The sequence below is a fragment of the Hypericibacter adhaerens genome (genome assembly GCF_008728835.1).
Taxonomy (GTDB): Bacteria; Pseudomonadota; Alphaproteobacteria; order Dongiales; family Dongiaceae; genus Hypericibacter; species Hypericibacter adhaerens.
Genome location: NZ_CP042582.1, coordinates 3666826 through 3685717, shown reverse-complemented (window position 1 = coordinate 3685717; position 18892 = coordinate 3666826). Strand labels below are relative to the sequence as shown.

Sequence of the window (18892 nt, the reverse complement as noted above, 5' to 3'; positions counted from 1 at the left end):
CTCTGTCCAAACAGACACTGGCCCGTGTAGCGATCGAGCTGGCCACAGCCAGCGGGCAATCGTGCATCGCTCGACGATGGTGACTTAGGGGCTGCTGCCGAGTGTGGTCTGCTGTCGGCAGGCCATGTAAACTGGCGCCTTCGTCGAATGACATGGCGGTGTATTCATTTAGCTTGCCCTGCCGATGATATTGCTTACCCCACGGTGGGTGTCGTTACAGCACTTGCTAGTCGCGGCGCCATGCAACCGCGGTTTGCCCATTTTAAACCACGCACGTGCTATCTTGCCATGCTCGATCTGATATATTGCGAGCACATCGATTTCACCTGCGCCCTCCGGAAGGTTCGCGTAACCACCTCCTGATCGACTACGACATCGCCTACGGTCATTCGACCGATCAGCTTGCCATGCAAATTCAACTCGCCGAAACGCGCTTCGTGTCGCGCTTTGATCTCGGCTGTGCCGTTGGCAACTAATCTCGTGGGAAACTCATAGTACTGAGCATCATCCGCCCACCACCGCATGAACGCCTCGATATCGCGGGCGTTGTAGGCTTTAAGCTGCTTTTGCACGGGAAGCTCAATGCTCATATGTTGTTCCAATCGCAAGGTCAGGGTTGGATGCGCTGCACGCGAAGTGTCATCCCCATCAAGTAAGAAGTTCCTGGAGGCCACTTACAATGCTGCCGACCAGTTCGCGGGCACTTGTTCCTTGGACAAGGCCAGCGGCCTGTCCACACGACAGAGAAAGCAAGTCATCTCGGTCTTGTGAAACGGCTGCGCTGCGCATTGTGTTGATGAGCCATGCCTGGGCAGGATAAGGCAGAAGAGGTAAATCACCGGCCGCACACGCATCTGAAAGCCCGTTACGCACACTGCGAGCCAATCGTCCGCTGAACGCTTTTGTCAGGACCGTCTCCTTGACGGGGACACTCAATATCGCCTGGCGATGCGGCTGGGGCAGGTTGGCTTCAGCGCACGCAAGAAAGGCGGTGCCTATCTGTGCCCCTTGCGCTCCCAGCATGAGTGCGGCTGCGACACCCCGCGCATCGGCAATGCCGCCTGCAGCAATTACTGGAGCGGTAACGCTGTCGACCACTTGGGGAACCAGAGCCAGCGTACCGATCAGGGATTCCTCCGCGGGCCGCAGAAAGGAGCCACGGTGGCCGCCAGCCTCGAAACCCGAAGCCACGATCGCATCCACGCCGGCGCGATCTAGAATGATCGCCTCCGCGACGGTGGTGGCCGTGCCAATGGTTGCGATGCCGTGAGCCCGGCACTTATCTAGCACGTGCGTTGCAGGCACTCCAAAGACAAAGCTGAAGACTGGCGGCCGAACCTCCAGCAATGCCTCAATCTGCTGTTCGAAGGCCGGACCAGCGCACGAGCTTGGCACCCCCGGCGGCTCTATTCCCAGCAGGTCGTACCACCTGCCCATTCGCTCAATAGCTCGAGCGAGTTCGGCTGGCGAAGTATCAGATTGTGGACCGGGAACCCATAAGTTGATTGCGAACGCCTTACGGGTTCGCGCCCGAATAGTGTCAACAAGCTGAGCAATGGACGGGCCGTCAAGGTTGTTGGCTCCAAACGAGCCGAGGCCCCCAGCTTCGGATACAGAAACTAAAAGCTCAACGGTCGACAAACCTCCGCCGTATGGACCTTGAATCAAAGGATACTGCATATCGAGCAGCGCGGTGAGCCTGTTCCGCCTCATGTCGGGCCGCTGCATGCCTGAATCATCCACCTTCACAAAATCTTATCCAACGTTACGGTCAGAGGCGGCAGGGAGGTTTGAGTCTACTCGTCGTATCGTTCGACAGATCGATCGCCTTTCTGTGCACGTCTGTGACACTTGGAGCGCGGTACTTAGTCCACGGAGCAAATCTCACAACTCTAAACCGGATTTCTGAATCGCTGACCGGGCAGAAGCTCGTATGGCGGCAGCCAGCCTGGCGCGTTGGCGATCCGCTGAAGCCACGCCCAAGTGGCAGGATGAGATTGTGGAAGCTCGTAGCCTGTCTCCTCCGCTGGATAGGATAGATATGCGCACATCGAAATATCAGCGATACTCATGCCCACACCGAGCACGAAGTTGTGGCGCTCCAGTCGGCGCTCCGCGATCGCAAAGAGCAGCGTCGACCCGGCTGCGCATGAAATTCAGAACGCTCGGATCCGGATTGCGTGTGAAGGCACGCATGAACCGATAGGTGGCAAGATAGCTGGTCAGCTTGTGATTGTCCCAAAACAGCCAGCGTAACAGCTCGTAGTGCTGTTCCTTACTGGCGGCGCCGAATTGACCGAACCGCTCCGACAGACGTAACAAGATCGGTGCTGTTTGCGTGAGGCGGCTGGTTCCATGTTCGAGTACCGGTACTTCGCCCATTTCATTGACGGCCTCTCGCCAAGATGGCTTTCGGGTCTCACCGCCGAGGAAGTCTACCCAAACGAGCTCGAAAGGTTTGCCACACAGCCTCAACATGAGCGCCAGCTTGTAGCTGTTTCCGGATTCGGGGAAGTAATGAAGCCGAAACTTGTCCATTGTCTGCTAAATCCAGACAGTCTCAACATGCTCCGCTGAACGTGGCGACAGGACGCCAGTGCGGTAGATCCGCTGGCAGTCGTTCAGTGGGCAACGACGGCAAGTGCTCATCCGCTGTTAGAATGCGCAATCCACTGGCCGGTATACGATTGCGTTCAGCATGAGCGGCGATCACTCTAGGAGATACCCGTGATCTGACGAAGCGGAGGTGATTGTCCAGCCAGCTGTCGGGTACGGCGTTGGCAGCACCGGGTTCGCCGCCCGAAGGTGGAAACATGCGATCCGTTGGGCGCGAAGCCAAGTTCGCGGCGAGCTGCACGCCTTCCATCATGTCGCCTCATCAAATCGTTCCGTGTGTTCGCCGGAGTGAGCCGCGAGTACGCCTTCGTCACTCCGCCTCTCGATCGCTCGTATCACTGCGACCATGTCCAGCTCACCGAAGCCCAGCGCCATCGCTTCTTGGTAGAGCGCGACGCAAACATCACTTAGCGGCGAAGCGATTCCGGCCGCGCGAGCAGCCTCGGTCACGAGCGCAATATTCTTCAAAGCATCAAAGATCGCTGCCTGTCGCGCGAAGTCGTGATCGCGGAGCTTCGCCCCTTTTCCTCGGGAGACATCGCTAGCCATCGGTCCTGCATCGAGAACAGAAACGAGTCGCGCGAGGTCGAGGCCGTTACGCTGTGCGAAATGCGTCGCCTCAGCGAGGCCAGTCACCAAGGTGATCAGAAAGATGTTGACGGCAAGCTTCATCAGAAGAGCGCCAGGAACGTCACCGCACTCCACACTCTGGCGGCACATCGGCGCGAGCAGCGGTCGAATTGCTTCGACATCCTCTTGTTGGCCGGCAAGCATCGCGACGAGCTGACCTGCCTCTGCCGGTTTTCGGGAACCGGAGACTGGCGCCTCGACATAGTGGCCGGCGGCCGCACGCACCTCTGCGGCTAACGCCTTGGAATAGCTCGGTGACACGGTGGACATATTGACCAGCGTGCGCCCGCTCACCCGCGGCGCGAAGATATCCTTGCCGCGCGCGAGGACGTCGTCGATGGCCGACTCGTCAGCGAGCATGAGGATGATAATTCCGCAGGCTTCGAAGAGCGCACCGAGTTCCGGTGCTGCGCGGGCGCCGGACTGCACCAGCAGGTCGCATTTGGCCGGAGAGCGATTCCACACTGTGAGCTGCCTACCCGCCCTGACCAGGTTCAGCGCCATGGGTTCGCCCATCGTTCCGAGGCCGATGAACCCGACAGTGTTAGGGCTCGCGGTCATTGTCCCTCCGTCTGATCCAGCCTGAGCGCCGCAAAGGAGATGATGGGTGCATTGGTCTGGCCATTGGTTGCGCCATACAACTATATGAGCCCGCGCGCTGAAGAGCAAGTTCGTTGGACCGGAGCTCATAGCTAGAACGACCACGCCGAGGTCTAACCTCCTAAAAGTTGCCTAACCCGCCGTCCGAATACCGTTCCGAATTCAAAGCCGCGGAGCGCAACCGCCTTGCTACACTTCGCCGCTTTCCATCGCTCGGCTCCTATTCGCCTCCGTCGGGATGCCGAGTGCCATGATCGTGACGCCTGCCAGCAGCAGAGCGGCAACGGCCGCATTGATATGGAGCGCGGTCAGATCCGCAGCCCGAGCGCTACCAACCGACCCGAACACCGCAACGCCGACTGCGCCGCCACATTGGCGCGCCGTGGTGAGTACGGCTGATGCCGTGCCTGACCAGTCCGGGCGCACGCTACCGAGAACGATTGCCATGGCTGCAGGTATCGCCACGCCCATCCCAGCCGGGATCAGCACCAGGCCGGGAATCATCGTCCAGAGGCCATCGTTCCAGACGAACAGTGAAGCATACCCAAGCCCCATGACGGAGCCGCCCGCCACGATAGAGCGGGACAGGCCCCAGCGGCGGATAACCGGTATGCTGACGAGATTGGATAGAATGAACGTTGCGGTCAGCGGCAGGAGGGCTAGGCCGGTGGTGAAGGCATCGAGCTTGCGGCCCTGCTGCAGATGCAGGCTGAGGCTGAACAGCATCCCGTAATAGGCAAGGTTCGAGATTGTCCCGAAGGTAACGGCACGCGCAAATCCCGCCGAACGGAACAGCGAGGGCGGCATCATGGGCTTGGCGCTATGGGTCTGAACACGCAGGAAGGCCACGGCCGCGACGATCGCGAGCAGGAGAGCTGCGGTCGGACGTCCCTGATTGAAACCGCGGGCGCCGAATTGGACGACCGCCATGGTGAAAGCGGTGAGCGCGCCAGCAAGTAGCGCCTGGCCGGCATAATCGATGCCTCTTGGATGCTCCGACGCGGGTGTGGGTGGAACGCACTGCCTCACGCCGATCAAGCCGAGCGCGCAGCACGGTAGTGCGGCAAGGAAGACGAAGCGCCAAGTAGCTGTCGCGACAATAGCGCCGCCGAGCACTGGCCCTAGCGCCAAGCCGATGCAGCCGAGGGAGGTCCAGAGACCGATCGCCCAAGAGCGCAGGTCTCTGCCACCTCCGAAGATGTAATTGAGGAGAGACAGTGATGCCGGCACGGTGATTGCCGCGGCGATGCCTTGCATGAGGCGGGCGGCGATGAGGTACGGAATGGCCGGCGCGGCGGCACAACAGATCGATGCGAGCAAGGTGAGCTGAAGCCCGGCGAGATATGCGCGGCGTCCGCCGAGCCGGTCGGCTACTGCTCCTGCCGCCGGCATCGCCGCCGCGAACGAGACGGTGTAGGCGTCGACGATCCACTGCAGCCCGGCACTCGAGGCCTTGAGATCTGCTGCCATGGCAGGAACGGCCAGGTTGACGATGCCCACGTCGAGCTGGACGACGAAAAAGCCCAATGACAGGATCGCCAAAATATGCAGCCGGCTTTCGCGGCGCATGGACGCCGATTCGATCAAGCTCATAGTCAAATCCGATGAGAAGCTCTCGGGCCCGGCCCGAACGCAGGTCCGTGGGCGATCAGGCGAGAAGCGCGCTCGCCTCCTGCCAGAGCTCCTTGTAAAGGTCAGCGGCCGGCACAGGCCGGGCCAGCGCGGCTGATTGGCCAGCCCAGGCCTGGATGCGGTCAATGTCATTGGCTTTGGCTCCCGCGGCGCGCATTGCTGCCGTCAGGCCGCGCTGCACCGGATAAGGCGCCGGAACTGGGGCATCCGGCGCCGTTGCCGCCTTGACGAAACCAGTCGCGATGCTGCGCCCAGCCCGGCCGCTGAACACGCGGCTGACGATCGTGTCCTCCGGAAGTGTCCGGCTCAGGGCATCGGCCCATGCGGGCGCGATCTTTGCCTCCGGGCACCGGAGGAAGCCCGTGCCGATTTGCGCAGCGCTCGCGCCAAGCATCAAGGCCGCGGCGACGCCGCGGCCATCGGCGATGCCACCGGTCGCGACAACCGGCACCTTGACCGCGTCGACCACTGCGGGCAGCAGCGAGAACAGCCCAATCTGGGTGCGCTCAGCGGCTTCCGCATCGAAACAACCGCGATGGCCGCCAGCTTCCGACCCCTGGGCGACGATGACCTCGGCGCCGGCAGCCTCTGCGGCCTTTGCCTCGGTCACCGTAGAGATGTTGGCGAACCACGTGATCCCGCGGCTCTTCAGAGTCTGGACCATTTCCGGTGGATAAAGACCCATGACAGATGAGACGATCGGTGGCTTGGCCGCGAGCATCGCTTCGAACTGCGCCTTGAAATCGGGCGGGGTCGCGTCACCAGCTTCGGGCGGCACCGCAGGCCCCCACTGCTTCAAGAATTGCCTCACGGCCGCTTCCCGCGCTGCATCTCGGAGCGGGGCGGGATCTGGGATCCAGTTGTTGAGCTGATAAACGCCCGTGCTTTGCCGGCGTACTTCGTCGGCCCAATTCGTAATTTCCTCCGGCGTCATCAGCAGCACGCCGCAGGCGCCGAGGCCGCCGGCATTGGCAACGGCGATCGACAGTGATGGCGGGCAGGCGCCGGCCATCGGCGCTAGCAGGATTGGCGCCTTCAGGCCGAAGCGGTCGCAGAATGGGCGGGTGCGATCTAAGATGGCTTGCATGGACATTTCTCCCGGTCAGGCAGCTTCGAGGAACTGCTCGATGCGGGATGCGGCCCAAACGGGCGTCTCCAGCATCATGTAGTGACCCGCTTCTCGCGAGACCTGAACAGACAGGTTGGGAAAAAGAGGGCCGAAATTCTTGACGATCGTCGCTTCGCGATACGCCTCAATGTCGTGCTCACCGACCAAGACGCTCACGGGCGTCTGGAGCCCCGCCAGCTCGTCGGCGAAGTCCGTGCCCGTGAACATTCGCAGGTAACCCATCATCGGCTCGGATTGACCGCCCGCCGCCATCAGGTCGAGTTTGCGCGCGACCCATGCAGAGCCGTACCGGTACCCCGTGCGCGCCCCTACGGCAGCGGCTGCCGCTGCTCGGTTTTCCACAATCGCGGCCATGCTCCGGAAGCCTGCTTCATCGGTCTTGAAGCCGGAGGCCGGTACGGGCGAGATCAGCAGCAGACGGTTCACGCGATCTGGCGCGTCTGCAGCGACCCGCTGGGCGATCATGCCTGACATCGAATGGCCGACAAGACAGAAGCTCTCGAACCCTAACGCGTCGGCGAGGCGCAGCACGTCCGCCGCCGCCTCAGCAGCTGAAAAGTCTCCCAGAAAATTACCGGACAGGCCGTAACCGCGCAGATCAGCGAATAGGTAGGTAAAGCGCCCCGCATCAACGTAGCTCAGCATCGGAAGATAGTTGTGATGCGCGGCGAGCCATTCGTGCAACACAAGAACTGGCACAGATCCTTCGCCATACTTGTAGTGCCCCAGAATCATCAAATCGATATCAGCGGGGATAGCAGTTCCCATATTTCCAACATTGGACGCCATGGTTTACTCCGAAACGCAGCACCGCTTGTGTGTAGCGTTGTTTGCCGGATCGGCGGGAGCGATTTGATCTGATTGCAACGATCTCTGCAGAAGATCGCCCCTACTCGGCGGACACAGGACCTCAACATCGATCCTCAGCGCCAACATGGGCAACCTCACGCCCTACGCGTGGCTCAACGGTGTCTAGCCCAAACGAATCACCGCTCTCCGCTTGAGCCCTCAGCGTTCGGCAGCGCTGAACCGGCCTGCACGGACAGCGTCGTTGCGAGAAAGGCGCGCAAGGCGCTGAACTCATAAATATCGTTCCTGCGGATAAAGAGAGTCTCGACCTCTCCTTCGCGCGGCGGCAATTTGTGCAGTTGAAGATTGCCGCGGCCATTTGCGCGTTCCAGCACGCTCCGGGGCAGCATCGTGAAGCCTAGCCCCGCTTCAACACAGCCGACAATTGCGTCGAGCGTGCCGAATTCCAGTCGGTCGAACTGCGAGACACCCTGCGCTTCTAACCAGGACTCTAGTCGCTCTCGATACGCACAGCCGGGCGCCTTGATCAGGATCTTGCAGCCGGGTGTGACCACTCCTTCCAAGGACTGCACTGTGGAGGCCGTCGCAACGACCAGCTCCTCGTGGAAAGCGACATTCCCCTTGATGTCGGGGTGCCGGATCGGCGCACAGACAAAGGCCCCGTCCAACTCATGGTTGAGAACCTGTTCGATCAGCGTACTGTTGGTGCCGATCCTGAGGCTCAGCTTCACCTCCGGGTATTTGCGTCCGAAAGCGGCGACGACGGAAGGCAGTCTCAACGAGGCGGTCGTCTCGAGCGAGCCAATAGCGAGCGGACCACTGGGCGAGTCGGTGTCCGTCACTGCTCGTTTGGCCTCGGCTAATGTCGAGGCCACCTTGACCGCGTAGGGTAGCAACTGCTGTCCGGCATGAGTCAGCGTCGCGCCCCGGCTGTGGCGGCGAAACAATGCGACGCCGAGTTCTTCCTCAAGGAAGCGGATTCGCGCGGTCACGTTGGACTGGACCGTGTTTAGCTCCTGCGCCGCCTTATGCATTCCGCCCAGGCGCGCCACGGCCTCGAAGATGCGTAGATCAGCGGCGTCCATGCAAATCAGCTTCCATACTTTCGTCAGGTATCTTGTGCGGGCCAATCATCATGAGCGGACGCGCCAGGGCAAACAGAGGTTTGTGATCGGGGCGATCTCGGGATGTGATCGCAGGTGCCTTACATGCACATTCCAATTGTCGCTTGCCCTCGCGCCAGCTTGGTAATATAGTTGTAGCGCACAACTAATCGGCTGTCACGATGTCCGCGAGTCCAAAAACCATAGAGCGCTTACGAGACGCCTCCCGTCAGCTCGTTCGTGAACTCGGCTTCATGAGGAGCTCTCTCGCTGGTACCGATCTGCCGCCATCGGCTGTTCATGCACTCATCGAGATCGACGGCCGGGAAGGAATTACCGCCAAGGAACTCGCCGAACGGCTGCGCCTCGAGAAATCGAGCGTGAGTCGCATGCTCCGCAAACTGATCGAGGCGGGCGAGGTCGCCGAGGAGCAGGGAGAGCAGGACGGAAGAACCAAATCGCTCGTGCTGACGTACAGCGGGCGAAAACTGGTAGGGAAAATCCACTCCTTTGCGCGAGCTCAGGTCAAGGACGCCTTGGAACGGCTGCAGCCTGAGGAGCATCGGATCGTTGTCGATGGAATCAGTCTCTACGCCCACGCATTAGGTGCGGAGGCGCCGGCCAAGCATGATGACGATGTTCGTATTGAACGCGGGTACAGGACCGGGCTTATTGCCCGGACCACAGAGATGCACGCGCGCTACTATGCGCGGGCGGCCGGCTTCGGCCAGTCGTTCGAGTCCGTGGTCGCCAGCGGCCTTGCCGAATTTTGCGGGCGACTGGACAACCCGCGCAACGCAATCTGGACGGCGATGCAGGACCAATCGCTCGTGGGCGCCGTTGCGATCGATGGCGAAGATCTAGGCCCTGGGGTCGCTCACTTACGCTGGTTCATTGTCGAAGACGGGCAGCGCGGCCGCGGCATCGGGAAGAAGCTGCTCTCCACGGCAATCGCCTTCTCGGAGGCCAGTGGCTTTTCAGAAATCGATCTTTGGACGTTCGCCGGTCTGGATGCCGCGCGTCATCTCTACGAGGCGCACGGCTTCGTCTGCGTCGAAGAGCGGCCGGGAACCCAGTGGGGCGCTCAGGTGAATGAGCAACGCTTTGTGAGGCGCGTGCAATGAATGCCCCCTCGCTCGTCGAACTTGCTGGAGCGCTTCCGGCGTACGCGCCAAGTGCGCGCCTTGCGGGGCGCATTTGCCTGGTGACGGGCGCGACGAGCGGTATTGGCCGAGCAGCCGCATTGCGCATGGCCAAGGAAAAAGCACAGGCAGTCGTCATCGCGGGACGGCGGCAGCCTCTGGGTGAAGCGCTGTCAAAGGAACTCCGTCAACTTGGCACTGAAAGCCTGTTCATCGCGACCGACGTCTCTCGGGATGCAGAGATTGAGAAGCTGGTTGAAAAGACGGTGACGCGTTTCGGACGCCTAGATGCGATCTTCAACAATGCCGGCTTCCAGGAGAAGCGCGCACTGCTAGCGGAGCAGACCGACGACGTTTACGCCCAGGTCTTCGACACCAATGTCCGCGGCATGTTCAATGCGATGCGTCATGAAATCACCGCGTTACAGCGTTCCGGAGGTGGAGCGATCGTCAACAACGCGAGCGTCAGCGGCCTTCGCAATCCAAATCCTGGCCTTTCGCTTTACGGCGCTTCGAAGGCGGCTGTCATTTCGCTAACGCGAGCGGCCGCCATGGAATACGCCGGCCGTGGTATCCGAATCAACGCTGTCGCTCCAGGGCGTGTGGTCACCGATATGATGCTCGGATCCGCCATCGCGGACATGCGCCAAGTCGCGAAGGGATTGCCTTTGCGCCGAATGGGTCACCCCGAAGAAGTCGCGTCCGCCGTTGTCTGGCTACTATCCGACGAGGCCTCCTATATCGTCGGTCATGTGCTCTGTACGGATGGTGGCTTCCTAGCGGGTTGATGGTTTGACGACGAGGAAGGACCAACACCTACTGGCTTCCGAGCGTGCTAGAGAGACAGCAATGCCAACTTGTCTTTACCGGACCGAGCGGCCGGTGACACATCACTGGTCCGATCTTTACTGGCTGTTGGGCTGCGACAAGTCTTGGGTTTCACGGGGCGCCGTCTCAAGATCATATCCGCAACGTGACCCCGCTCCAATCTCCGATGCATAGGAATTCCCAATCGAGAGCGTTGCCGAAGGACGTAACTTCCGCCTTGGTCGGCCGACACCTGCTCGCGACTCCAGAATGGAACATTAGCCTTCGTTCCGTGTGGCACTCGATCGTTGCGGCGGAGCAACTGAGTTTTCATCGGGCGGCCTCCGTGCTCGGAACCGATCAGTCGGTGGTCAGTCGTAAGATCCGTGCATTGGAGGACCAACTCGGTGTTTCCTTATTCGAACGCAACCGAGCTGGCGTCCGTCTGACACGAGCTGGAAAAGAGTTTATCAATCAGGCGAAGTCGGCATTGAGCGATCTCGATTACGCCGTCAAATCGGCCCGGTGCGCCGGCAATGGCTCGCGCGGACAGCTTCGCATCGGCTTCTTTTGTTCGCTGGCCGCGGGCTTCCTTCGTCAGTTGCTGGTTGAGTTTGCGCGTGCGCATAAGACGGTTACTATCGACGTGAGCCATGGTGCTCCGCGCGATCATATCCAGCAGATACGCGATCGGGCCATGGACATCGCGTTCTTCACTGGGCATCCAGAGCTGCCAGATTGCGACGTCGAACTCTTGTGGCATGAGCGCGTATTCTGTGTTGTGCCAGAAGGCCACCCCCTTGGATCGGTTGAAGCGGTTGATTGGTCAAGACTTCGTAACGAGACATTTATTGTCAGTCACGACGAGCCGGGGCCCGAGATTCACGAGTATCTTATTATGCGATTAGCGACTGTCGGCTTTCATCCGAAAATTAGGCGCCTAGCCGTCTGCAGGGAGAGCCTAATTCATCTGGTAGCTATGGGCTTCGGCCTGACCCTGACCAGCGAGTCAACTATAGCTACGCCATTTCGGGGTGTCATGTTCAAGCCGATATGCGGGCAGACGGACGTTCTGCCTTGCGTCGGGGTGTGGTCACCTGCGAACGACAATCCAGCCTTGCGGCGCTTCGTAAGCTTGGCGCGGACCTTAAAGGCGGCGCGGGCAGCAGCGCGGCCGGAATGACGCGACAAACTCGAGCAACGAGAGATGATGACTGTGGCGTGGCGACGGCTCGCGTGTTCGACCCAAGATCAGCCTTGCGATGGCCTCAGCAAACATTCTGATGCGCTGACAGTCATGTGTGTGGACCAGATCAATCGCACCTATCCGAGAAACGTGGCGATGGATGGCAGGGCAAGGCCCTGAGCGGCTGGCTCATCGATAAGGGATGAGTTCTCTGCGGGAATTTGCATGAAAGTTGTGCTTAGTCTGGAAGACGGCGATGGACTCCGTTGTGTGGACATCCTCGAAATTGGTGATGGCATTTTCGCTTTCAAGGAATACCGGAAAGACGTCGAAGATCCTAGTCGATGGTTTTTAGTGAACGATTACTCGAAAATGACGGTTTCCACGCGCGACCAAGCTGTGGCCGCAGCATCCAAGACAGTCCCTTGGTTGAAGATGGGACCCGACGGCTCGGCAAAGTCCTGATATTGCCTTCTGGTTTTGTGCTCGACCGCGTTGGTCTCGTGGCGCGTCTGTATACCGACTGGTGTGTTTTGCTTGGTGAATTTGCGGTTAGCGTTCGGCAGCCAGGCCGTGCAAGAATGGAAACGGTTCGCCCATGCGCAATCCGCCATCTACAGCAACGTTGCAACGAAAACTCTCTCTTTACACGCTGACGATGCTGGTCTTGGCGGCTACCATTCTCTCGCTGAGCCAGGGTATGCGACAGAGTTTGGGGCTCTTCCTGCCGCCCTTGAAGAGCGAACTCGCGATTTCAGCCTCGACCTTCGGTTTCGCTATGGCGATCCAGAATATCGTTTGGGGCATAGGCCAGCCGATCATCGGTATGTTCGGCGACCGCTACGGCGCGCGTCCGGTCCTGATTGTGAGTGCAGCTATTTATGCTGGCGGCTTACTCCTAATGGCCGCAACCGGGTCGCACGCCGGTCTGGATGGCGGCCTCGGGGTAATGGTGGGACTTGGCGTCGCCGGCACTAGCTACGGTGTGCTGATAGGCTCAGTCTCCCGCGCGGTCCCGCCAGCGCGACGTAACCAGATGGTCGGCCTTGTTGCCGCAGCCGGCTCGCTCGCAACCTTCGTCTTGGCGCCTTTGGGACAATACGTGATCGGTATCTTTGGTTGGCGGCCGGCCTTGGCGGTCTTTGCGGGATTCGCGATCCTCATGGGCATTCTGGCAACTATGATCAGACGCGAAGGCACCCTGATCGATCAGGCAAATGCTGAAGGCGAAGCGTTGTCGCTTGGCGGCGCCTTGCGCCAAGCCGCCGCGCACAGCGGGTTTGTTGCTATGACGGTCGCATTCTTCGCTTGCGGCTTTCAGCTGATGTTCATTACCACTCATCTCGCCCAATTCCTCGCACTGTGCAGCGTATCGGCGACTATCAGCGCCAGCGCTATCGGCATCATCGGCGTGAGCAATGCGGTCGGCTCTTACCTGTTCGGCTGGCTTGGTGCCCGTTACAGCCAAAAGCGGTTGCTCGCGTCTATTTATCTGCTGCGCACGGTGTCGATCGCGCTTTTCATTGCCACGCCGGTTACCCCGGCATCGACGCTGACATTTGCCGCCGTTATGGGCTTTCTCTGGCTTGGGGTCGTACCTCTGGTGAGTGGATTGCTGCGTACGTTGTTCGGTCTACGGTATTTCAACACGCTTTTTGGCATCGCCTTTTTCAGCCATCAGGTGGGCGGCTTTCTCGGCTCGTGGCTTGGCGGCGTCACCTTTGATCTTACCGGTTCTTACTCACTCGCTTGGTACGGGCTGATGGTGGTCGGCCTGACCGCAACAGCGATCCAATGGATGATGGATGACCGCGCGAGACCTGGCGCAGGAGCCGCGACGCCGCTGCCGCAGCCGAGCCTGGTCTGACGCCGTTGCAGCCAATCTATTCCTGCGCCGTGCGAACACGAAAGGAGGACTGAATAGTGCAGCCTCCAGTCAAGATAAACCTGCCGCAGCGCAAATCGAGGACATCTCCGGCGCATTCTCCTGCTGGATGTGGTTCTTCCATGGCTCGCGGTCGTAGCGCTGGAAAGCTTTTTCTCCGAGCCTGCAATCCTTGCATTTGCAATCGGTTGGCTCTTCCCTGCAGCTTCCATTCTCGCGAGCTGGATCAAATTTCGTCGCGCTGATTGGATCGGCGTTGTCATCCTCTCAACTCTGGTGGGCGGGCTGATAACAGCATTTTTTACAGGAAAAATAGAATTTGCTGTAATTAAAGCCGCGCCCGCTTTCGGACTTTTCGGACTGGTGTGCCTCGTCTCAGTTTCTTCAAAGCGACCGCTGATGTTCTACGTGGCCCGCGCGTCCGAAAGCGGAGGCGATCCGGAAATACTTGCTTTCTGGAATGAAAGATTGGCGCAGCCAGGCTTCGTCGCTAGGATGCGACGCCTTAGCCTTGTCTGGGGGCTCGCTTTTGTCGCAGAAGCGGTCCTCGGCATAGGCGGCTCCCTTTTATTGCAGCCGCATCTCGTCCTCGTGGCAGAGCCACTGCTCGCGATCTTCACAGTGATGAGCCTTCTAGCGTGACTCATTCGCGTCGTCCAAGGGCCGAAGTGGCTCGTCCGGATTCCGCCAAGGCGAGCGGCGCCTATGGAATCTGAACTCGGTCACATGCCTCTTTTCTTTCTTGACGTCGTCGAAGACGGGCCGCCTCCAAGGCGACATATAACGACCGAGCTCGGCGCATGGTAGGAAAGCGCTTATGGCTTCCGCCTCGCGCTTGTGTGATCGCTCAGAAATGTTGTTAGTCGCCAGGCAGATGTATACCGGAATGAATCTTCCAGCTGCGTCGCTCACGTAGACTGCGCCTGCTTTGTATCGCGCCGTGCCCTGGCGAACGCTCGATCTGTAGCCATGAATCGCTGAATCATAGGCGGAATTAGCTTTAAGGGGTCGGCTACAGGTTTGCCCGACTCGCGTGCGAGCACCTCAGCGTAGGAAACCAAATCCCGATGCAAAGCTGCAGAAAGCTCCAATGTCACCTTCACAGGCTTGTCGTCCTCAAGGGCACCAAGCTTCAGCTTTGCCATTGCTTATGCTCCGTACGGTTCGAGAACCAGGTCGCGCGTCACGATCACGCGGACCGGGAAGCCGGGCCGGATGGTCAGCGTCGGCGCCACGTTCAACTGCCGGCGGATGATTTCCTGGCCGGCGTCGTTGATCGTGTCCTGGCCGCCGTTGCGGATGGCGCGCAGCAACCGGTCATCGTCGTCGATCGCGAGCTCGGCGCCGACGCTGAGAAGCGTGGAGAGGCCCGCGGCCTTGGCGAGGTCCCACCAGTGATAGTCGACGCCATCCTCGAGGCCCGCATAGCCCGCCGCGTCCGCGCCCGGCTGGCGTTCGAGCACGATCGAGCGGCCGTTGGGGAGGATCAGCCGATTCCACACCAGCAGCACGCGGCGCTGGCCGAACTGCACGGCGTTGTCGTATTGGCCGATGATGCGAGTGCCCTGCGGCACGAGGAGAATCCGCCCGGTCGGGCTGTCATAGATGTTCTCGGTCACCTGCGCCGTGATCTGCCCCGGCAGATCGGAGCGAATGCCGGTGATCAGCGCGGCCGGGATCACCGCGCCGGCCTGCAGGATGTAGGGCGAGGCCGGTGGTATCACGCGATCCGGGGCGACGGTGCGGCGATCGACGGCGGCATTGAGGAAGGCGAGCTGCCGCTCCTGGGCGCGCTCTTGCGCCGTCGGCGTGTTGAATTGGCCGGGAAGCCCGAGGCCGGTCAGGTTCGCGTTGGTTGCGGTGCCGCCTGGCGCCGTCGAAGCCGCAACCGTCCGTGCTTGTGTCTGGAAGAAGACACGGCTCGTGCGTGCTGCTTCCTCTTCAGCGAGCCGGCGTTGCTCCGCGGCATCCACGGTTGGCTGTACGGCAGGCGGCACGACCGGCTGTCCACGATCCTGGGCGTTGAGGATTGGGCGGCCCAGGTCACCCGGCAGAGGCGGTCCAAGTTGCGGGCCGGTGTAGTCGCGCGGCAAGCCAGCAAGCCCGTCGGCGGTCGGTCGATTGGTGGTGGAATAGAGTTCCTCGTTGCGGGGGCCGGCATCGCGGGTTTGCAGCGCGTAGATCAGGGCGCCGCCGAGGCCGATCGACGCGACCAGGCCGATCCCTGCCAGCGCCTTGCGCGACAGGCGGGTGACACGCGGCGGATCGCCGCGCAGCCGCATGGGGGCCACGGTATCGCTCGCTCCCTCCGTTCCGAGATCGCGATTGTCGGTGTCGCTCATGAGGACGGCCTCCCGTCGCTGCGTGAGATCCTGACCGTTTGCTGATGGTCACCGCTGCCGAGGCGAAGCTCGGCGGCGCCGAAGAGGCGATCGACGATCAGGATGTTCTGGTAGATGCGGCTGTTGGCGATCTGGAGCTCGCCCTCCGAGCCGATGACGAATAGCGGCGGCATCTCGCCCTGGACGATCCCGCGCGGAAACTCGACATAGACCCGACGTCCATCGTCGTAGACAGCGACCGGCCGCCAGGGCGGATTGTCGCCACTCAGGGCGTAGCGGTAGTTGCGCGCGGCTGTGGCGGGAATGACCGGCGTCGCTGGTATGGCCTGACGCTGCGAAGCGGGCGGCTGCGGATAGGCCCAGGCCACGGCCGGCATGTACGGGTTGGCGCCGGCGCGCAGCTCGATCATGTAGGTGCGGCGGTCGGTGGTGACGACCAGGTTGGTCGTGATGTCGGGCCGCGTCGGCTTCACCAGCACGTGGACACGGCGCGTAACCCCAGATCCGCTCTCGGTGTCCCCGATGATCCAGCGCGCGGTGTCGCCGGCGGCGATCGGGCCGGAGCCGGTCAGGCTTTCGCCCGGCTCGAGCGCGATATCGGTGATCTGCCCCGGCGCGGTATAGACCTGATAGAGGGCGCCTTCCGACCACGGATAAATCTGGATGGCGTTGTAGTAGCCCTCCCGGCGCGGCTCGACGCGGGCGGCGGCATTGGCATTCGCCACGCGCGCTGTCGGGGAATTGGCAGCCGCCCCGCCATGGCTGGGAGTCCAGGCCGGCGGGATGTGCAACGGCCGCGGCCGCTCGTCCACGACTGCCGCCGGAACCGCCGGCAATGGCGGGACATCGGAATCGTAAGTGATTTGCGGCGGCCGCTGTGTGGCGCATGCGCTGAGCAGCGTGGCCGACAGAAGGGCGGCCGGGATTGCGGATTTACGGAAAGCCGCATTTGCGGCGCGGACATTCGTTCGGCTCATTGCCCCAGCTCCCGCGACCAGTTGATCGCATTGACGTAGATGCCGAGCGGATTGGCGCGGAGCCGCTCGGCGTCACGCGGCGGCTGCACGACGATGGTGAGGATGGCGGTCCAGCGCTCGGTCGATGCGAGCTGGCCGTTCTCGTAGTGCCGTTCGGTCCAGGCCACGCGGAAGCTGTCGGGCGAGGCCCGGATGACGCTCGAAACCTCGACCGCGACCTGCTGCTTGCCGACCTTGGTGAAGGGATCGTTGGCGCGCGCGTAGTCGTTCAAGGCCGCGGCACCGCGGTCGGTCGTGAAGTCGTAGGCGCGAAGCCAATTCTGCCGAACAACGATCGGATCAGCCGGGATGGAGCGAACCTGCTCGATGAAGCGCGCGAGATGGAAGGCGACCTGGGGATCGGTCGGGCGATAGTCGGCAACCGCGGGCGCGACCGCCTGCGCCTGGCCGAGATTATCGACCTGCACCACCCAGGGCACGACGGTGCCGCGTGCCGACTGCCAGACGAGCGCGGCGGCGAACCCGGCGGACAGGAACAGGCAGCCGAACGCCATGAGGCGCCAGTTCTTCGCCTGCACGCGCGCCGAGCCGATGCGTTCGTCCCAGACCTGGGCAGCGCGCTGGTAGGGTGTTTCCGGTTCCGGAGTCTTGCCGTAATGCGTCGATGGCCGTTTGAACATTACTGGTCTCGGTGGGAGAGGTTGACGGAGGCGCCGCCGCCATGACTGTCACCGCTGCGGATCGCGTGCGCGGCGGCCATGACGCCGTGATGGAGCTGCTGCGAGCGCTTCATGCGGCGGGCCCAGGCGGGCGGACCGTCAGACACGGGAGCTCCTGACGCGTCGACCGCGCCGCCGCCGATCGTGCCCATGGTCGAGGCGCCGCCGGTCGCCTCGAAAGCGGACTGAGCGCCTCGGGCATAGCTGGAGCGCATGCTGTCGGCCGCGCGCGAGACCGCGCGACGAAGCGGCGAGACGGCCGCGCTTCCCGCCGCGCGCGCTATGCCGCCAAGTCCCGACGCGACGCCGGCCGCGCCGGATTGTCCGACCGCCCCGAGGCTGTAAGCGGTCGCCGCGCCGCCCGCGAGGGTCGCGCCTCCGCGCGCTGCCGCGGCGGTGCCCGAGATCGCGGCCGCGCCGCCGCGCAAAACGAGACCGCCGGCCGCACCCGCTGCGACCGCTGCGCCGCCGGCTGCAAGGCCGGTGCCCACGGCCGCGCCGGCGCTGAGCTGCGGGCCGCCGCTGACCAGGCCATTGGCGATGCCGGGCCCGAAGATCCCGAGGCCAAGAAGCGACAGCGCGGCCAGCACGATCGCCATGGCCTGATCGATGGTGGGGCTAGCGCCACCGAAGCCGGCGGTGAACTCGGAGAACAGCGTCGAGCCGATGCCGATGATGACGGCGAGCACCAGCACCTTGATGCCGGAGCTGATCACGTTGCCGAGCACGCGCTCGGCCATGAAGGCGCTTTGCCCGAACAGCCCGAACGGGATGAGGACGAAGCCCGCGAGCGTCGTCAGCTTGAACTCGATGAGAGTCACGAAGAGCTGGACGGCGAGGATGAAGAACGCGAGCAGGACGAGCGCCCAGGCAAGGAAGAGGCAGGCGATCTGAATGAAGTTTTCGAAGAACGACCAGTAGCCCATGAGGCCGGAGATCGAGTCGAGCAGTGGCCGGCCGGCATCGAGGCCGGTCTGCGCGACTCTGCCCGGGCGGAGCAGATCAGCCGTCGTGAAGCCGGTTCCGCTCGCCTTCAGTCCGAGGCCGGCGAAGGACTCGAAGACGATGCGCGCGAGATTGTTCCAGTTGCCGATGAGATAGGCGAACACGCCGACGAACAGCGTCTTCTTGATGAGGCGGGCGAGGATGTCGTCATCGGCGCCCCAGCTCCAGAACAGAGCGGCGAGCGTCACGTCGATCACGATCAGCGTGGTCGCAACGAAAGCGACCTCGCCGCCGAGGAGGCCAAACCCGCTGTCGATATAGCGGGTGAAGACCTCGAGGAAATGGTCGATGACGCCGGTGCCGCCCATG

20 protein-coding genes are annotated in these 18892 nt (G+C 61.9%); 6 read left to right on the top strand and 14 right to left on the bottom strand.

The window, feature by feature from the left end; all coding sequences use genetic code 11:
- Positions 1-278: 278 nt before the first annotated feature.
- From FRZ61_RS16305 to FRZ61_RS16270, 9 genes are all read right to left on the bottom strand, one after another.
- The gene (locus tag FRZ61_RS16305; protein WP_225308839.1) at positions 279-590 is read right to left on the bottom strand and encodes a nuclear transport factor 2 family protein; all 312 of its coding nucleotides are present in this window, start codon (positions 588-590) and stop codon (positions 279-281) included.
- Positions 591-648: 58 nt separating this feature from the next.
- Complete coding sequence (locus tag FRZ61_RS16300; RefSeq protein ID WP_218190986.1) at positions 649-1728, bottom strand: NAD(P)H-dependent flavin oxidoreductase; 1080 nt, start codon at positions 1726-1728, stop codon at positions 649-651.
- Between the two features lie 164 nt (positions 1729-1892).
- A complete protein-coding gene (locus tag FRZ61_RS26945; protein ID WP_407657820.1) occupies positions 1893-2072 on the bottom strand; it encodes a hypothetical protein in 180 nt (59 codons plus the stop codon).
- The gene (locus tag FRZ61_RS16295; RefSeq protein ID WP_225308838.1) at positions 2059-2538 is read right to left on the bottom strand and encodes a glutathione S-transferase N-terminal domain-containing protein; all 480 of its coding nucleotides are present in this window, start codon (positions 2536-2538) and stop codon (positions 2059-2061) included. Before FRZ61_RS16295 ends, FRZ61_RS26945 begins: the two co-directional genes overlap by 14 nt.
- 327 nt (positions 2539-2865) lie before the next feature.
- Entirely contained in the window at positions 2866-3750 is an 885-nt protein-coding gene (locus tag FRZ61_RS16290) for an NAD(P)-dependent oxidoreductase (RefSeq protein WP_407657819.1), read from the bottom strand.
- Positions 3751-4035: 285 nt separating this feature from the next.
- Positions 4036-5439, bottom strand: coding sequence for an MFS transporter (locus tag FRZ61_RS16285; RefSeq protein ID WP_170920843.1), 1404 nt, complete (start codon positions 5437-5439; stop codon positions 4036-4038).
- Between the two features lie 55 nt (positions 5440-5494).
- Complete coding sequence (locus FRZ61_RS16280) at positions 5495-6565, bottom strand: NAD(P)H-dependent flavin oxidoreductase (RefSeq protein ID WP_225308837.1); 1071 nt, start codon at positions 6563-6565, stop codon at positions 5495-5497.
- A gap of 15 nt (positions 6566-6580) precedes the next feature.
- The gene (locus FRZ61_RS16275) at positions 6581-7396 is read right to left on the bottom strand and encodes an alpha/beta fold hydrolase (RefSeq protein WP_151118729.1); all 816 of its coding nucleotides are present in this window, start codon (positions 7394-7396) and stop codon (positions 6581-6583) included.
- A gap of 197 nt (positions 7397-7593) precedes the next feature.
- On the bottom strand, positions 7594-8502 hold the full coding sequence (locus FRZ61_RS16270; protein WP_085933421.1) for a LysR family transcriptional regulator: 909 nt from the start codon (positions 8500-8502) through the stop codon (positions 7594-7596).
- A gap of 272 nt (positions 8503-8774) precedes the next feature.
- On the opposite strand from FRZ61_RS16270, the gene FRZ61_RS16265 reads away from it, so the two are divergent.
- The 6 genes from FRZ61_RS16265 to FRZ61_RS16240 all read left to right on the top strand — a co-directional run bounded on the left by FRZ61_RS16265 (position 8775) and on the right by FRZ61_RS16240 (position 14182).
- Positions 8775-9644 (top strand): bifunctional helix-turn-helix transcriptional regulator/GNAT family N-acetyltransferase, encoded by an 870-nt coding sequence (locus FRZ61_RS16265; RefSeq protein WP_225308836.1) that lies wholly within the window; start codon positions 8775-8777, stop codon positions 9642-9644.
- Complete coding sequence (locus tag FRZ61_RS16260) at positions 9641-10450, top strand: SDR family NAD(P)-dependent oxidoreductase (RefSeq protein WP_085933419.1); 810 nt, start codon at positions 9641-9643, stop codon at positions 10448-10450. Before FRZ61_RS16265 ends, FRZ61_RS16260 begins: the two co-directional genes overlap by 4 nt.
- Positions 10451-10707: 257 nt before the next feature.
- A complete protein-coding gene (locus FRZ61_RS16255; protein WP_191909055.1) occupies positions 10708-11652 on the top strand; it encodes a LysR family transcriptional regulator in 945 nt (314 codons plus the stop codon).
- A gap of 228 nt (positions 11653-11880) precedes the next feature.
- Positions 11881-12120 carry a hypothetical protein gene (locus FRZ61_RS16250; RefSeq protein WP_151118726.1) on the top strand — a complete coding sequence of 80 codons (240 nt, stop codon included), beginning with the start codon at positions 11881-11883 and terminating at the stop codon, positions 12118-12120.
- Positions 12121-12253: 133 nt separating this feature from the next.
- Positions 12254-13522, top strand: coding sequence for an MFS transporter (locus tag FRZ61_RS16245; RefSeq protein WP_085933416.1), 1269 nt, complete (start codon positions 12254-12256; stop codon positions 13520-13522).
- 129 nt (positions 13523-13651) lie between these two features.
- Positions 13652-14182, top strand: coding sequence for a VC0807 family protein (locus FRZ61_RS16240; protein WP_151118725.1), 531 nt, complete (start codon positions 13652-13654; stop codon positions 14180-14182).
- 266 nt (positions 14183-14448) lie between these two features.
- Here the strand turns inward: FRZ61_RS16240 and FRZ61_RS16235 are convergent, their stop codons facing one another.
- The 5 genes from FRZ61_RS16235 to trbL are packed head-to-tail and all read right to left on the bottom strand — an operon-like array spanning position 14449 to position 18891.
- Entirely contained in the window at positions 14449-14685 is a 237-nt protein-coding gene (locus FRZ61_RS16235) for a DUF2274 domain-containing protein (RefSeq protein WP_085933414.1), read from the bottom strand.
- A 3-nt stretch (positions 14686-14688) separates the two neighbouring features.
- A complete protein-coding gene (locus FRZ61_RS16230; RefSeq protein ID WP_151118724.1) occupies positions 14689-15882 on the bottom strand; it encodes a TrbI/VirB10 family protein in 1194 nt (397 codons plus the stop codon).
- Positions 15879-16859, bottom strand: coding sequence for a P-type conjugative transfer protein TrbG (trbG, locus tag FRZ61_RS16225; protein ID WP_151118723.1), 981 nt, complete (start codon positions 16857-16859; stop codon positions 15879-15881). Before trbG ends, FRZ61_RS16230 begins: the two co-directional genes overlap by 4 nt.
- Positions 16856-17539, bottom strand: coding sequence for a conjugal transfer protein TrbF (gene trbF / locus FRZ61_RS16220; RefSeq protein ID WP_151118722.1), 684 nt, complete (start codon positions 17537-17539; stop codon positions 16856-16858). The genes trbG and trbF overlap by 4 nt, the downstream gene beginning before the upstream one ends.
- Positions 17539-18891, bottom strand: coding sequence for a P-type conjugative transfer protein TrbL (trbL, locus tag FRZ61_RS16215; protein ID WP_151118721.1), 1353 nt, complete (start codon positions 18889-18891; stop codon positions 17539-17541). The genes trbF and trbL overlap by 1 nt, the downstream gene beginning before the upstream one ends.
- Between the last annotated feature and the right edge of the window lies 1 nt (position 18892).